General features: G+C 52.9%; 10 protein-coding genes. 8 read left to right on the forward strand and 2 right to left on the reverse strand.

The window, feature by feature from the left end; genetic code table 11:
• Positions 1–3 precede the first annotated feature (3 nt).
• Entirely contained in the window at positions 4–1524 is a 1521-nt protein-coding gene (gene aer / locus FEK66_RS15225) for an aerotaxis sensor receptor Aer (protein WP_135495179.1), read from the reverse strand.
• A 417-nt stretch (positions 1525–1941) separates the two neighbouring features.
• Between aer and ygjG the strand changes: the two genes are divergently transcribed.
• Positions 1942–3321 carry a putrescine aminotransferase gene (gene ygjG / locus FEK66_RS15230; RefSeq protein ID WP_130210422.1) on the forward strand — a complete coding sequence of 460 codons (1380 nt, stop codon included), beginning with the start codon at positions 1942–1944 and terminating at the stop codon, positions 3319–3321.
• Between the two features lie 41 nt (positions 3322–3362).
• On the opposite strand, the gene FEK66_RS15235 is transcribed toward ygjG, so the two are convergent.
• Positions 3363–3695 carry a tRNA-binding protein gene (locus tag FEK66_RS15235; protein ID WP_000450588.1) on the reverse strand — a complete coding sequence of 111 codons (333 nt, stop codon included), beginning with the start codon at positions 3693–3695 and terminating at the stop codon, positions 3363–3365.
• A gap of 218 nt (positions 3696–3913) precedes the next feature.
• On the opposite strand from FEK66_RS15235, the gene ebgR reads away from it, so the two are divergent.
• The 7 genes from ebgR (at position 3914) to fadH (ending at position 15931) form a co-directional block, all read left to right on the forward strand.
• On the forward strand, positions 3914–4897 hold the full coding sequence (gene ebgR, locus FEK66_RS15240) for a transcriptional regulator EbgR (protein ID WP_130210420.1): 984 nt from the start codon (positions 3914–3916) through the stop codon (positions 4895–4897).
• A gap of 183 nt (positions 4898–5080) precedes the next feature.
• A complete protein-coding gene (ebgA, locus tag FEK66_RS15245; RefSeq protein WP_135495181.1) occupies positions 5081–8173 on the forward strand; it encodes a beta-galactosidase subunit alpha in 3093 nt (1030 codons plus the stop codon).
• Positions 8170–8619, forward strand: coding sequence for a beta-galactosidase subunit beta (locus tag FEK66_RS15250; RefSeq protein ID WP_001219954.1), 450 nt, complete (start codon positions 8170–8172; stop codon positions 8617–8619). The genes ebgA and FEK66_RS15250 overlap by 4 nt, the downstream gene beginning before the upstream one ends.
• A 62-nt stretch (positions 8620–8681) precedes the next feature.
• The gene (locus FEK66_RS15255) at positions 8682–10115 is read left to right on the forward strand and encodes an amino acid permease (RefSeq protein WP_135495182.1); all 1434 of its coding nucleotides are present in this window, start codon (positions 8682–8684) and stop codon (positions 10113–10115) included.
• 133 nt (positions 10116–10248) lie between these two features.
• Positions 10249–11319, forward strand: coding sequence for a protein YgjJ (gene ygjJ / locus FEK66_RS15260; RefSeq protein WP_138211491.1), 1071 nt, complete (start codon positions 10249–10251; stop codon positions 11317–11319).
• A gap of 16 nt (positions 11320–11335) precedes the next feature.
• Entirely contained in the window at positions 11336–13687 is a 2352-nt protein-coding gene (gene ygjK, locus FEK66_RS15265; protein ID WP_135492997.1) for an alpha-glucosidase, read from the forward strand.
• A 225-nt stretch (positions 13688–13912) separates the two neighbouring features.
• The gene (gene fadH / locus FEK66_RS15270) at positions 13913–15931 is read left to right on the forward strand and encodes an NADPH-dependent 2,4-dienoyl-CoA reductase (RefSeq protein WP_135495183.1); all 2019 of its coding nucleotides are present in this window, start codon (positions 13913–13915) and stop codon (positions 15929–15931) included.
• Positions 15932–15959: the final 28 nt, after the last annotated feature.

Raw genomic sequence — 15959 nt, forward strand, 5'->3', positions numbered from 1 at the left:
CGATTAATGCAGCACCGTCACCGCGTCTTCCAGTCGGCTGGCGCGGTGTTTCACCATCGCCGACACCTGCGCACTCTCTTCCACCAACTCGGCGTTTTTCTGCGTGATCAGGTTAAGTTCATCCACCGCACGGGTCAGGCTGGAAAGCCCATCGGCCTGTTCCAGCGTTGAATGGCTAATCTGGGCGATCAACTGCGTGACGTTTTTTACCTGCGCCACAATATCATCCATCGTCCGTCCGGCGGCGTGTACCTGCTGCGAACCGGATTGCACCTTATCAGCACTGGCATCAATTAGCTTGCGGATATCGTTGGCAGCATTGGCGCTGCGGCTGGCTAAATGACGCACTTCCCCTGCCACCACTGCAAAACCTTTGCCCTGTTCTCCGGCACGCGCCGCTTCCACCGCCGCATTCAGGGCGAGAATATTGGTCTGAAACGCAATATCGTTAATCAGCGAAGTAATGGTGCCAATGCGCTGGGTACTGTCGGCGATATCGTCCATCGTCTTGATCACCGTGGTCATCGCTTCCCCACCCTGCACAGCCGCATTACTGGCGGTGATAGAAAGTTTATCGGCAGCCGATGCTGTGGCTGAGTTCTGTTTCACCGACGCCGCCATCTGGTTCATGGTCGCTACAGTTTGCTGGACATTATCTACCGTCTGCTGAGTATGCTCGTTCAGTTCATCAGTGCCTTTTGCCAGCGCCTCACTACCGTTTCTGACGCTGGAAACCTGGCTTGAGACATCATTAATCAACCAGCGACACATCAGGCCAAGCTGCCCTACCGCGCGTAATGTCAGCCCCAGCTCATCGCTGCGATTCAAATGCTCAACACTATTACGTTCTCCGGTAGCCACCTTCAGTGCCTGGCTGGCGACATTTTCTATCGGGCGTACAATTTGCCTTTCAAAACAGGCATTTCCCAACAACATCACTAACGCACAGAGGAAATACGTCACCACCGGGGCAGCGGCAAACCAGAGGATGGCCGCCAGCACGATAAACATCAGTGTCATCACTCCACGCACTCGCCAGCGAAGCGGTAATGACGGCAGTTTTCCCAACCAACCGTTACGTACCACCAGCCCTTTATGCATACGTTTATTGGTACGTCCAGCGTTCAGCGCCTTATACAGCGGCTCTACCGCCGCGATCTCTTCATCCGTCGCCCGGGAGCGAATCGACATATAGCCACTAATTTTGCCCTCGCGCACCATCGGCACCGCATTGGCCCGCACCCAATAATGGTCGCCATTTTTGCGGCGATTTTTCACGATACCGCTCCAGGGTTCCCCTTTTTTCAGGGTGTACCACATATCAGCAAACGCCGCTTTTGGCATATCCGGGTGACGCACCATCTTGTGCGGCTGGCCCTGTAACTCCTGCAAGGTATAGCCGCTTACTTGTACAAAAGAATCATTGGCGTGGGTGATATAGCTTTGCAGATCGGTAGTGGACATCAGGGTAGTATCGTCAGCCAGCGGGGTATTTTGCTGGGTGACATACGGATGAGAAGACATAATCGCGTCCTGTGCAGGTTATATGGTTGTTAACTTCTTGTCGGAGGTTATGTCGGCCCCGGCGCGGTTATCTTTAGCACTTTAATTTGATTTAGATCGCAATTTGCGATCTAAGCACAAGCTCTAATCCATTGATTTAAAATACTTTCACTCTGTTATTATCCGAAGCCGTTAATTATCTTGCCCAAAAATCAGGCATTTATTGCCCTGAAAGAGTGCATTTGCGCAGCGATAGCAAAATTCACCCCCGATAAAATCGTGCAAAATAACGACAACAGTTAACGTTTAGCATTAAATGTTACGCAAATGATAATGCGATTTGTGTTTATCCCGATTTTCGCGATCGCAGCCGGAGTGGCGCAATCCCTGCAATACTTAAATCGGTATCATGTGATACGCGAGCCTCCGGAGCATATTTTGAACAGGTTACCTTCGAGCGCATCGGCTTTAGCGTGCAGCGCCCACGCCCTGAATCTCATTGAGAAGCGAACGCTGGATCATGAGGAGATGAAAGCACTTAACCGAGAAGTGATTGAATACTTCAAAGAGCATGTCAATCCGGGGTTTTTAGAGTATCGCAAATCTGTTACCGCCGGCGGGGATTACGGAGCCGTAGAGTGGCAAGCGGGAGGTTTAAATACGCTTGTCGACACCCAGGGACAGGAGTTTATCGACTGCCTGGGAGGTTTTGGAATTTTCAACGTGGGGCACCGTAATCCAGTTGTGGTTTCCGCCGTACAGAATCAACTTGCGAAACAACCGCTGCACAGCCAGGAGCTGCTCGATCCGTTACGGGCGATGTTGGCGAAAACCCTTGCTGCGCTAACGCCCGGTAAACTGAAATACAGCTTCTTCTGTAATAGCGGCACCGAGTCCGTTGAAGCAGCGCTGAAGCTGGCGAAAGCTTACCAGTCACCGCGCGGCAAGTTTACTTTTATTGCCACCAGCGGCGCGTTCCACGGTAAATCACTTGGCGCGCTGTCGGCCACGGCGAAATCGACCTTCCGCAAACCGTTTATGCCACTGCTGCCAGGGTTCCGTCATGTGCCTTTTGGCAATATCGAAGCCATGCGCACGGCTCTTAACGAGTGCAAAAAAACCGGTGATGATGTGGCTGCGGTGATCCTCGAACCGATTCAGGGTGAAGGTGGCGTAATTCTGCCGCCGCCGGGATATCTCACCGCCGTGCGTAAGCTGTGCGATGAGTTCGGCGCACTGATGATCCTCGATGAAGTACAAACGGGCATGGGGCGTACGGGCAAGATGTTTGCCTGCGAACATGAGAACGTACAGCCGGACATCCTGTGTCTGGCAAAAGCCCTCGGCGGCGGCGTGATGCCGATTGGCGCAACCATCGCCACTGAAGAGGTGTTCTCTGTCCTGTTCGACAACCCGTTCCTGCATACCACCACCTTTGGCGGCAACCCGCTGGCCTGTGCGGCGGCGCTGGCGACCATCAATGTGTTGCTGGAGCAGAATTTACCGGCTCAGGCAGAACAAAAAGGCGATATGTTGCTGGACGGTTTCCGTCAACTGGCGCGGGAATATCCCGATCTGGTGCAGGAAGCGCGTGGTAAAGGGATGTTGATGGCGATTGAGTTTGTTGATAACGAAATCGGCTATAACTTTGCCAGCGAGATGTTCCGCCAGCGCGTACTGGTGGCCGGAACGCTCAATAACGCCAAAACGATCCGCATTGAACCGCCACTGACACTGACCATTGAACAGTGTGAACTGGTGATCAAAGCGGCGCGTAAGGCGCTGGCGGCCATGCGAGTAAGTGTCGAAGAAGTGTAATATCAAATCGGATGGCGATACGACGTCGCCATCCGATCTATTTATACGATACGTACGCCCGCAGGCATCATCCGCTCCGGCGTTAACAGCACGCTTTCACTGCCGTCATCGGTTTCCGCACACAACAGCATGCATTCCGACGTTTCACCGCGCATTTTCGCTTTTTGCAGATTGCATAAGACCACCACCGTTTTCCCCATCAGCTCTTCTTCGCTGTAGTACGGCACCAGGCTGGTCACGGTTTGCAGCGTTTTTTCACCCACATCAACCTGTACGATGTACAGCTTGTCGGCGTTTTCATGGCGTTTCACTTCCACAATCTTTCCGACGCGCATTTCCAGACGTGCAAAATCAGCGTAAGCCACGGTTTCCATTGCTTCCTCCCTTCGAGTAAAATTTTACTAAACTATAGCAAAAGTTTTTCTCAATCCTGTAGGCTAAAAATGGAGAATGCAGGCGTGATCACATTCGTAAGCCGCTGTGTTACCGTTACAGCGTCAAAGAAACGCGCTTTATTTACTGAAAACAGGTGACCCGATAAGCACTTCCTCTACAATGGGGGCGCACATCAGGGAAAGTAAAAAAGGTAAACATGGCAACACTAAAAGACATCGCAATCGAAGCTGGCGTATCCCTGGCGACAGTATCCAGGGTCTTAAATGACGATCCGACATTGAATGTGAAAGAAGAGACGAAACATCGCATTCTCGAGATCGCCGAAAAGCTGGAGTACAAGACCAGTAGTGCCCGTAAACTCCAGACAGGTGCAGTCAACCAACACCATATTCTGGCTATCTACAGCTACCAGCAGGAGCTGGAGATCAACGATCCTTACTATCTGGCGATCCGCCACGGCATTGAAACCCAGTGCGAAAAGCTGGCGATCGAACTGACCAATTGTTATGAACACAGCGGCTTACCAGACATTAAAAACGTCACCGGTATTTTAATTGTCGGCAAACCCACGCCCGCCCTGCGCGCCGCTGCCAGCGCGTTGACCGACAATATCTGTTTTATCGACTTTCACGAACCCGGCAGTAATTACGATGCAGTAGATATCGATCTGGCACGCATCAGTAAAGAAATCATCGACTTCTATATCGATCAGGGCGTTAATCGCATTGGTTTTATTGGCGGCGAGGACTTGCCTGGCAAGGCGGATATTCGTGAGGTCGCCTTTGCGGAATATGGCCGACTGAAACAAGTGGTACGCGAAGAGGATATCTGGCGCGGCGGTTTTTCCAGTTCGTCGGGCTATGAACTGGCAAAACAGATGCTGGCGCGGGAAGACTATCCGAAGGCACTGTTTGTTGCTTCCGATTCCATTGCTATCGGCGTACTGCGGGCAATTCATGAACGTGGTCTGAACATCCCACAGGATATTTCGCTTATCAGCGTGAACGACATCCCCACCGCGCGATTTACCTTTCCGCCGCTCTCCACCGTGCGCATCCATTCCGAAATGATGGGAAGCCAGGGCGTTAACCTGGTGTATGAAAAAGCCCGCGATGGTCGCGCGCTGCCGCTATTAGTCTTCGTTCCCAGCAAATTAAAACTGCGCGGCACGACCCGTTAAATCCCCTTACACACTGTCCGGCAATCGTTTTTGCCGGACAGTGCTGCCGTTTATTTTCGTGATCCAGTTAAAGTAAATGCATTTACTCGCTACATTTTAGTAAAAATTTTACTAAACTCCCCAGCAATTACACAAACTACCATCACCATGAATGGTTCCGATTTCTCTCTACCGGGAGGCCCTATGAATCGCTGGGAAAACATTCAGCTCACCCACGAAAACCGACTTGCTCCGCGTGCGTACTTTTTTTCATATGACTCTGTTGCGCAGGCGCGTACTTTTGCCCGTGAAACCAGCAGCCTGTTTCTGCCCTTAAGCGGTCAGTGGAATTTCCACTTTTTTGACCATCCGCTGCAAGTGCCAGAAGCCTTCACCTCTGAGTTAATGGCTGACTGGGGGCATATTACCGTCCCCGCCATGTGGCAAATGGAAGGTCACGGCAAACTGCAATATACCGACGAAGGTTTTCCGTTCCCCATCGATGTGCCGTTTGTCCCCAGCGATAACCCAACCGGTGCCTATCAACGTATTTTCACCCTCAGCGACGGCTGGCAGGGTAAACAGACCCTGATTAAATTTGACGGCGTCGAAACCTATTTTGAAGTCTACGTTAACGGTCAGTATGTTGGTTTCAGCAAGGGCAGTCGACTGACCGCAGAGTTTGACATCAGCTCGATGGTTAAAACCGGCGACAACCTGTTATGTGTGCGCGTGATGCAATGGGCGGACTCCACCTACGTGGAGGACCAGGATATGTGGTGGTCAGCGGGGATTTTCCGCGATGTTTATCTGGTCGGAAAACAACTCACGCATATTAACGATTTCACCGTGCGCACCGACTTTGACGAAGCCTATTGCGATGCCACGCTATCCTGCGAAGTGGTACTGGAAAATCTCGCAGCCTCCCCTGTCGTCACGACGCTGGAATATACCCTGTTCGACGGCGAGCGTGTGGTGCACAGCAGCGCCATTGATCATCTGGCAATTGAAAAACTGACCAGCGCCAGCTTTGCTTTTACTGTCGAACAGCCGCAACAATGGTCAGCAGAATCCCCTTATCTTTACCATCTGGTCATGACGCTGAAAGACGCCAACGGCAACGTTCTGGAAGTGGTGCCACAACGCGTTGGCTTCCGTGATATCAAAGTGCGTGACGGTCTGTTCTGGATCAATAACCGTTATGTGATGCTGCACGGCGTCAACCGCCACGACAACGATCATCGCAAAGGCCGCGCCGTTGGGATGGATCGCGTCGAGAAAGATCTCCAGTTGATGAAGCAGCACAACATCAACTCCGTGCGTACCGCTCACTACCCCAACGATCCGCGTTTTTACGAACTGTGTGATATCTACGGCCTGTTTGTGATGGCGGAAACCGATGTCGAATCGCACGGCTTTGCTAATGTCGGCGATATCAGCCGCATTACCGACGATCCGCAGTGGGAAAAAGTCTACGTCGAGCGCATTGTTCGCCATATTCACGCGCAGAAAAACCATCCGTCGATCATCATCTGGTCGCTGGGCAATGAATCCGGCTACGGCTGTAACATCCGCGCGATGTACCACGCAGCGAAGGCGCTGGATGACACGCGACTGGTGCATTACGAAGAAGATCGCGATGCTGAAGTGGTTGATATTATTTCCACCATGTACACCCGCGTGCCGCTGATGAATGAGTTTGGTGAATACCCGCATCCGAAGCCGCGCATCATCTGCGAATACGCTCATGCGATGGGGAACGGACCTGGTGGGCTGACGGAATACCAGAACGTTTTCTATAAGCACGATTGCATTCAGGGCCATTATGTCTGGGAATGGTGCGACCACGGGATCCAGGCGCAGGATGACAACGGCAATGTCTGGTATAAATTCGGCGGCGACTACGGCGACTATCCCAACAACTATAACTTCTGTCTTGATGGTTTGATCTATTCCGATCAGACGCCGGGACCGGGCCTGAAAGAGTACAAACAGGTTATTGCGCCGGTAAAAATCCACGCGCTGGATCTGACTCGCGGCGAGCTGAAAGTCGAAAATAAACTGTGGTTTACCACGCTTGATGACTACACCCTGCACGCAGAGGTGCGCGCCGAAGGTGAAACGCTCGCGACGCAGCAGATTAAACTGCGCGACGTTGCGCCGAACAGCGAAGCCCCCTTACAGATCACGCTGCCGCAGCTGGACGCCCGCGAAGCGTTTCTCAACATTACGGTGACCAAAGATTCCCGCACCCGCTACAGCGAAGCCGGACACCCTATCGCCACGTATCAGTTCCCGCTGAAGGAAAACACCGCGCAGCCAGTGCCTTTCGCGCCGAATAATGCGCGTCCGCTGACGCTGGAAGACGATCGATTGAGCTGCACCGTTCGCGGCTACAACTTCGCGATCACCTTCTCAAAAATGAGTGGCAAACCGACATCCTGGCAGGTGAATGGCGAATCGCTGCTGACTCGCGAGCCAAAGATCAATTTCTTCAAACCAATGATCGACAACCACAAGCAGGAGTACGAAGGACTGTGGCAACCGAATCATTTGCAGATCATGCAGGAACATCTGCGCGACTTTGCCGTAGAACAGAGCGATGGTGAAGTGTTGATCATCAGCCGCACGGTTATTGCCCCACCGGTGTTTGACTTCGGGATGCGCTGCACCTACATCTGGCGCATCGCTGCCGATGGCCAGGTTAACGTGGCGCTTTCCGGCGAACGTTATGGCGACTATCCGCACATCATTCCGTGCATCGGTTTCACCATGGGAATTAACGGCGAATACGACCAGGTGGCGTATTACGGACGTGGACCGGGCGAAAACTACGCCGACAGCCAGCAGGCTAACATCATCGATATCTGGCGCAGCACCGTCGATGCCATGTTCGAGAACTATCCCTTCCCGCAGAACAACGGCAACCGTCAGCATGTCCGCTGGACGGCACTGACTAACCGCCACGGCAACGGTCTGCTGGTGGTTCCGCAGCGCCCAATTAACTTCAGCGCCTGGCACTATACCCAGGAAAACATCCACGCTGCCCAGCACTGTAACGAGCTGCAGCGCAGTGATGACATCACCCTGAATCTCGACCACCAGCTGCTTGGCCTCGGCTCTAACTCCTGGGGCAGCGAGGTGCTGGACTCCTGGCGCGTCTGGTTCCGTGACTTCAGCTACGGCTTTACGTTGCTGCCGGTTTCTGGCGGAGAAGCTACCGCGCAAAGCCTGGCGTCGTATGAGTTCGGCGCAGGGTTCTTTTCCACGAATTTGCACAGCGAGAATAAGCAATGAGGATCATCGATAACTTAGAACAGTTCCGCCAGATTTACGCCTCTGGCAAGAAGTGGCAACGCTGCGTTGAAGCGATTGAAAATATCGACAACATTCAGCCTGGCGTCGCCCACTCCATCGGTGACTCATTGACTTACCGCGTGGAGACAGACTCCGCGACCGATGCGCTATTTACCGGGCATCGTCGCTATTTTGAAGTGCATTACTACCTGCAAGGGCAGCAAAAAATTGAATATGCGCCGAAAGAGACGTTACAGGTAGTGGAATATTATCGCGATGAAACTGACCGTGAATATTTAAAAGGCTGCGGAGAAACCGTAGAGGTCCACGAAGGGCAAATCGTTATTTGCGATATCCATGAAGCATATCGGTTTATCTGCAATAACGCGGTCAAAAAAGTGGTTCTCAAAGTCACCATCGAAGATGGTTATTTCCATAACAAATAACAATTACGGCGGCAAAAGGAGTTTGCCACCACCTCTACCCTACTCATTTTCGGAGATGTGTTATGTCTGATACCAAACGTAATACAATCGGCAAATTCGGCTTGCTCTCGCTGACTTTTGCCGCCGTTTACAGCTTTAATAACGTTATCAATAATAATATTGAGCTTGGACTGGCCTCGGCACCGATGTTTTTCCTCGCGACGATTTTTTATTTTATTCCCTTCTGTTTGATTATCGCAGAATTTGTTTCGTTAAATAAAAACTCAGAAGCTGGTGTCTACGCATGGGTAAAAAGTTCGCTGGGCGGACGTTGGGCATTTATTACTGCCTATACCTACTGGTTCGTAAATCTGTTCTTTTTCACCTCGCTGTTGCCGCGCGTTATTGCTTATGCTTCGTATGCCTTCCTCGGCTACGAATATATTATGACGCCGATTGCCACCACTATTATTAGTATGGTGCTATTCGCCTTCTCCACCTGGGTTTCCACCAACGGGGCGAAAATGCTGGGGCCAATCACCTCCGTCACTTCAACGCTGATGCTGCTGTTAACGCTCTCCTACATTTTACTGGCAGGTACGGCACTGGTTGGCGGCGTACAGCCTGCCGATCCGATCACCGTTGACGCGATGATCCCGAACTTCAACTGGGCGTTCCTCGGCGTTACCACCTGGATCTTTATGGCCGCAGGTGGCGCGGAGTCCGTCGCGGTGTACGTTAACGACGTCAAAGGCGGTTCGAAATCGTTCGTTAAAGTGATCATCATCGCCGGGATTTTTATCGGCGTACTGTATTCCGTCTCCTCAGTGCTGATTAACGTCTTCGTCAGCAGCAAAGAGTTGAAATTTACCGGTGGATCGGTGCAGGTATTCCACGGCATGGCGGCGTATTTTGGTCTACCGGAAGCGCTGATGAATCGCTTTGTCGGTCTGGTGTCCTTTACCGCGATGTTCGGCTCCCTGCTGATGTGGACCGCAACACCGGTGAAAATTTTCTTCTCCGAAATCCCGGAAGGCATCTTTGGTAAGAAAACCGTCGAACTTAACGAAAACGGCGTTCCGGCGCGCGCGGCGTGGATCCAGTTCCTGATCGTCATCCCGCTGATGATTATCCCGATGCTCGGTTCCAATACCGTGCAGGATCTGATGAATACCATTATTAATATGACTGCCGCAGCGTCCATGCTTCCGCCGTTATTCATCATGCTGGCTTACCTGAATTTACGCGCCAAATTAGATCACCTGCCACGCGATTTCCGTATGGGCTCCCGCCGCACCGGTATTATCATTGTTTCAATGCTGATTGCGATATTTGCCGTAGGGTTTGTCGCTTCGACATTCCCGACTGGCGCGAATATTCTGACCATCATTTTTTATAACGTCGGCGGTATTGTTATCTTCCTCGGATTTGCGTGGTGGAAATACAGTAAATATATAAAGGGATTAACGGCTGAAGAGCGCCATATTGAAGCGACGCCAGCCAGCAATGTTGATTAAGCAGACTAATAAAAAATGAGCAGGCATTTTCCCTCTTCCTGGATGGGGAGAGGGAAAATAGTTTCTGCCTTTCTATTTTTATAATTACAACGATAAAAGGCTGTACTTTTTCTTTAGCTCATGGATTAACACAATGAAATTAATCAGTGCACCATGCAGAGCATTACTTGCTCTGCCGTTTTGCTATGCCTTTTCTGCGATGGGCGAAGAAGTACGTCCGGCAGAACATGACGACACAAAAACACCCGCAATTACCTCAACATCTTCTCCTTCATTTCGTTTTTACGGCGAATTAGGGGTTGGTGGATATATGGATTTAGAGGGTGAGAATAAACATAAATACAGCGACGGTACCTATATTGAAGGTGGTCTGGAGATGAAGTACGGCTCCTGGTTCGGCCTGATTTACGGCGAAGGCTGGACCGTGCAGGCCGACCACGACGGTAATGCCTGGGTGCCTGACCATAGCTGGGGCGGTTTCGAAGGTGGGATTAACCGTTTTTATGGCGGTTATCGTACCAACGATGGCACCGAAATCATGCTCAGTCTGCGTCAGGATTCCTCGCTGGATGACCTGCAATGGTGGGGCGATTTCACGCCCGATCTGGGCTACGTCATTCCCAATACCCGCGACATTATGACCGCGCTGAAGGTACAGAACTTAAGCGGCAACTTTCGTTATAGCGTCACCGCCACACCTGCCGGACATCATGACGAAAGCAAAGCCTGGCTACATTTTGGCAAATACGATCGCTACGACGACAAATACACCTATCCGGCAATGATGAACGGTTACATCCAGTATGACCTTGCCGAAGGCATCACCTGGATGAACGGTCTGGAAATCACCGACGGCACCGGACAACTCTATCTGACGGGCCTGCTTACCCCTAACTTTGCCGCTCGCGCCTGGCACCATACCGGACGCGCCGACGGGCTGGACGTACCAGGAAGTGAGAGCGGGATGATGGTGAGCGCCATGTATGAAGCGTTAAAGGGCGTTTATCTCTCCACCGCTTACACCTACGCCAAACATCGCCCTGACCACGCTGATGATGAAACCACCTCTTTCATGCAGTTTGGTATCTGGTACGAATACGGCGGCGGACGTTTCGCAACGGCTTTTGATAGCCGCTTCTACATGAAAAATGCCTCTCACGATCCCAGCGACCAAATCTTCCTGATGCAATATTTCTACTGGTAATAAGGACAGTAATCTCATGAAAATCAAAACTATTTTAACACCAGTAGCCTGTGCCCTGCTGATGAGTTTTTCCGCCCATGCCGCCAACGCCGACAATTATAAAAACGTGATTAACCGTACCGGCGCGCCGCAGTACATGAAGGATTACGATTACGACGACCACCAGCGTTTTAATCCGTTTTTCGATCTCGGAGCCTGGCATGGTCACTTGTTGCCAGACGGCCCGAACACCATGGGCGGTTTTCCGGGTGTAGCGCTGCTGACGGAAGAATACATCAACTTTATGGCCAGCAATTTCGACCGCCTGACCGTCTGGCAGGACGGCAAGAAAGTCGACTTCACGCTGGAGGCATACAGTATTCCCGGCGCGCTGGTGCAAAAACTGACAGCAAAAGATGTGCAGGTCGAAATGACTCTGCGCTTCGCCACGCCGCGCACGTCACTACTGGAAACTAAAATCATCAGCAATAAACCGCTGGATCTGGTGTGGGACGGCGAACTGCTGGAAAAACTGGAAGCGAAAGAAGGGAAACCGCTTTCCGATAAAACCATTGCTGGCGAGTACCCTGACTATCAGCGCAAAATCAGCGCCACCCGTGATGGCCTGAAAGTCACCTTTGGCAAAGTGCGCGCCACCTGGGATCTGCTGACCTCCGGCGAATCGGAATATCAGGTGCATAAATCCCTGCCGGTGCAGACTGAAATCAACGGTAATCGCTTTACCAGTAAGGCGCATATCAACGGTTCAACCACGCTCTATACCACCTATTCCCACCTGCTGACCGCCCAGGAAGTTAGCAAAGAGCAGATGCAGATCCGCGATATTCTGGCGCGTCCGGCGTTTTATCTCACCGCCTCGCAGCAACGCTGGGAAGAGTACCTGAAGAAAGGGTTAACCAATCCGGATGCGACGCCGGAACAGACGCGCGTCGCGGTAAAAGCAATCGAAACGCTCAACGGTAACTGGCGCTCACCGGGCGGCGCGGTGAAATATAACACCGTCACGCCGTCGGTGACCGGACGCTGGTTCTCCGGCAATCAGACCTGGCCGTGGGATACCTGGAAGCAGGCGTTTGCGATGGCGCATTTCAATCCGGACATCGCCAAAGAGAATATCCGCGCGGTCTTCTCCTGGCAGATCCAACCTGGCGACACCGTGCGTCCACAGGATGTGGGCTTTGTCCCCGACCTGATAGCGTGGAACCTTAGCCCCGAGCGTGGCGGCGATGGTGGCAACTGGAACGAACGTAACACCAAACCCAGCCTTGCCGCCTGGTCGGTGATGGAAGTGTATAACGTCACCCAGGATAAAACCTGGCTGGCAGAGATGTACCCGAAACTGGTGGCCTATCACGACTGGTGGTTACGTAACCGCGATCATAACGGCAACGGCGTGCCGGAATATGGCGCGACCCGCGACAAAGCCCACAACACTGAGAATGGCGAGATGCTGTTTACGGTGAAAAAAGGTGACAAAGAAGAGACGCAGTCTGGGCTGAACAACTACGCCCACGTGGTGGAGAAAGGCCAGTACGACAGTCTGGAAATTCCGGCACAGGTCGCTGCGTCGTGGGAATCGGGCCGTGATGATGCCGCCGTCTTTGGGTTTATCGACAAAGAACAGCTGGATAAATATGTCGCTAATGGCGGCAAACGTAGCGACTGGACGGTGAAATTCGCCGAAAACCGCAGTCAGGACGGAACGTTGCTGGGCTACTCGCTATTGCAGGAGTCGGTGGATCAGGCCAGCTATATGTACAGCGATAATCATTATCTGGCGGAGATGGCAACCATCCTCGGTAAGTCGGAAGAGGCTAAGCACTATCGCCAGTTGGCACAGCAGCTCGCGGACTACATCAACACCTGTATGTTCGACCCGACTACACAGTTCTACTATGACGTGCGCATTGAAGATAAACCGCTGGCGAACGGCTGCGCGGGCAAACCGATTGTTGAGCGCGGTAAAGGGCCGGAAGGCTGGTCGCCGCTGTTTAACGGTGCGGCAACGCAGGCCAACGCCGACGCGGTGGTGAAGGTGATGCTCGATCCTAAAGAGTTCAACACCTTTGTCCCGCTGGGAACGGCGGCGTTAACCAACCCGGCCTTTGGCGCGGATATCTACTGGCGCGGGCGCGTATGGGTGGATCAGTTCTGGTTTGGTCTGAAAGGGATGGAGCGTTACGGTTATCGCGATGATGCCCTGAAGCTGGCGGATACGTTCTTCCGGCACGCCAAAGGGTTAACCGCCGATGGCCCGATTCAGGAAAATTACAACCCGCTGACCGGCGCACAGCAAGGCGCACCAAATTTCTCCTGGAGTGCCGCGCATTTGTATATGTTGTATAACGATTTTTTCCGTAAGCAGTAATTTGCAACGGCTGGCGGATGCGGCGTAAACGCCTTATCCGCCCTACATGTACGTTCCCGTAGGCCGGATAAGACGCGTCAAGCGTCGCATCCGGCGTTACCACCGGGCGTATTCTTTTTGAATCCCATCACAAACCCCGCATTCCCCTTTTCCCTTTTCCCCGACGACGGCTAAATTAGAACTCATCCGACCACATAACAATTATTTTACATACTGGACAATTTTATGAGCTACCCGTCGCTGTTCGCCCCGCTTGATTTAGGTTTTACCACGTTAAAAAACCGCGTGCTGATGGGCTCAATGCACACCGGGCTGGAGGAATACCCGGACGGTGCCGAGCGGCTGGCAGCGTTTTATGCCGAACGCGCCCGTCACGGCGTGGCGCTGATCGTCAGCGGCGGCATTGCACCAGATTTAACAGGCGTTGGCATGGAAGGCGGCGCAATGCTCAACGACGCCAGCCAGACCCCACACCATCGCACCATTACCGAAGCGGTACATCAGGAAGGTGGCAAAATCGCCCTGCAAATTTTGCATACCGGGCGCTACAGCTACCAACCGCATCTGGTCGCTCCCTCCGCATTGCAGGCCCCCATCAACCGTTTCGTTCCTCACGAACTCACCCATGAAGAGATCCTGCAACTGATCGACGATTTCGCCAGCTGCGCACAACTGGCGCGGGAGGCCGGATACGACGGTGTAGAGGTAATGGGTTCCGAAGGGTATTTGATCAACGAATTTCTGACGCTGCGCACCAATCAGCGTAGTGACCAGTGGGGCGGCGATTACCGCAATCGGATGCGATTTGCCGTAGAAGTAGTGCGTGCGGTGCGCGAACTTGTTGGCAACGACTTCATTATTATCTACCGACTGTCGATGCTCGACCTGGTCGAAGGCGGCGGTACTTTTGCCGAAACGGTAGAGCTGGCGCAGGCCATTGAAGCGGCGGGCGCGACCATTATCAACACCGGCATTGGCTGGCATGAAGCGCGTATTCCGACCATCGCCACGCCCGTGCCGCGCGGTGCCTTTAGCTGGGTCACGCGCAAACTGAAAGGCCACGTTTCGCTGCCGCTGGTGACCACCAACCGGATTAACGATCCGCAGGTTGCCGACGACATTCTCTCGCGCGGTGATGCCGATATGGTGTCGATGGCGCGACCGTTTCTCGCTGATGCGGAGCTGCTATCAAAAGCGCAATCGGGACGAGCCGATGAGATCAACACCTGTATTGGCTGCAATCAAGCCTGTCTCGATCAGATCTTCGTTGGCAAAGTCACCTCGTGCCTGGTGAATCCTCGCGCCTGCCACGAAACCAAAATGCCAATCCTTCCCGCCATGCAGAAAAAAAATCTGGCGGTAGTCGGTGCAGGTCCGGCAGGGCTGGCGTTTGCCATTAACGCGGCGGCGCGTGGTCATCAGGTAACGTTATTTGACGCTCACAGCGAGATCGGCGGGCAATTTAATATCGCCAAACAGATCCCCGGCAAAGAGGAGTTTTACGAAACGCTGCGCTATTACCGCCGCATGATCGAAGTGACGGGCGTGACGCTAAAACTCAATCACACCGTGACGGCGGATCAGTTACAGGCGTTCGATGAAACGATCCTCGCTAGCGGGATCGTACCGCGAATTCCGCCCATTGACGGGATCAATCACCCGAAGGTGTTGAGTTATCTCGATGTACTGCGCGACAAAGCGCCGGTGGGCAACAAAGTTGCCATCATCGGTTGTGGCGGGATTGGTTTTGATACGGCGATGTATTTAAGTCAGCCGGGCGAATCCACCAGCCAGAATATCGCCGAGTTCTGTAATGAGTGGGGGATCGACAGTAGCCTGCAACAGGCTGGAGGTTTGAGTCCGCAAGGCATGCAGATCCCCCGTAGCCCACGGCAAATTGTGATGCTCCAGCGCAAAGCCAGCAAACCAGGACAAGGGTTGGGCAAAACTACGGGCTGGATCCATCGCACCACCCTGCTCTCGCGCGGCGTGAAAATGATCCCTGGCGTAAGTTATCAGAAGATCGACGATGACGGGCTGCATGTGGTGATAAATGGCGAAACGCAGGTGTTAGCAGTGGATCATGTGGTGATCTGCGCAGGGCAAGAGCCAAACCGCGCGCTGGCGCAACCGCTGATTGATAGCGGGAAAACCGTGCATTTAATTGGCGGCTGCGATGTGGCTATGGAGCTGGACGCACGACGGGCGATCGCGCAGGGGACACGGCTGGCGCTGGAGATTTAAATCGTGCATGAAGTGCCGGATGCGACGC

The organism is Escherichia sp. E1130 (assembly GCF_005781065.1).
In the GTDB taxonomy this organism is placed as follows: Bacteria; Pseudomonadota; Gammaproteobacteria; order Enterobacterales; family Enterobacteriaceae; genus Escherichia.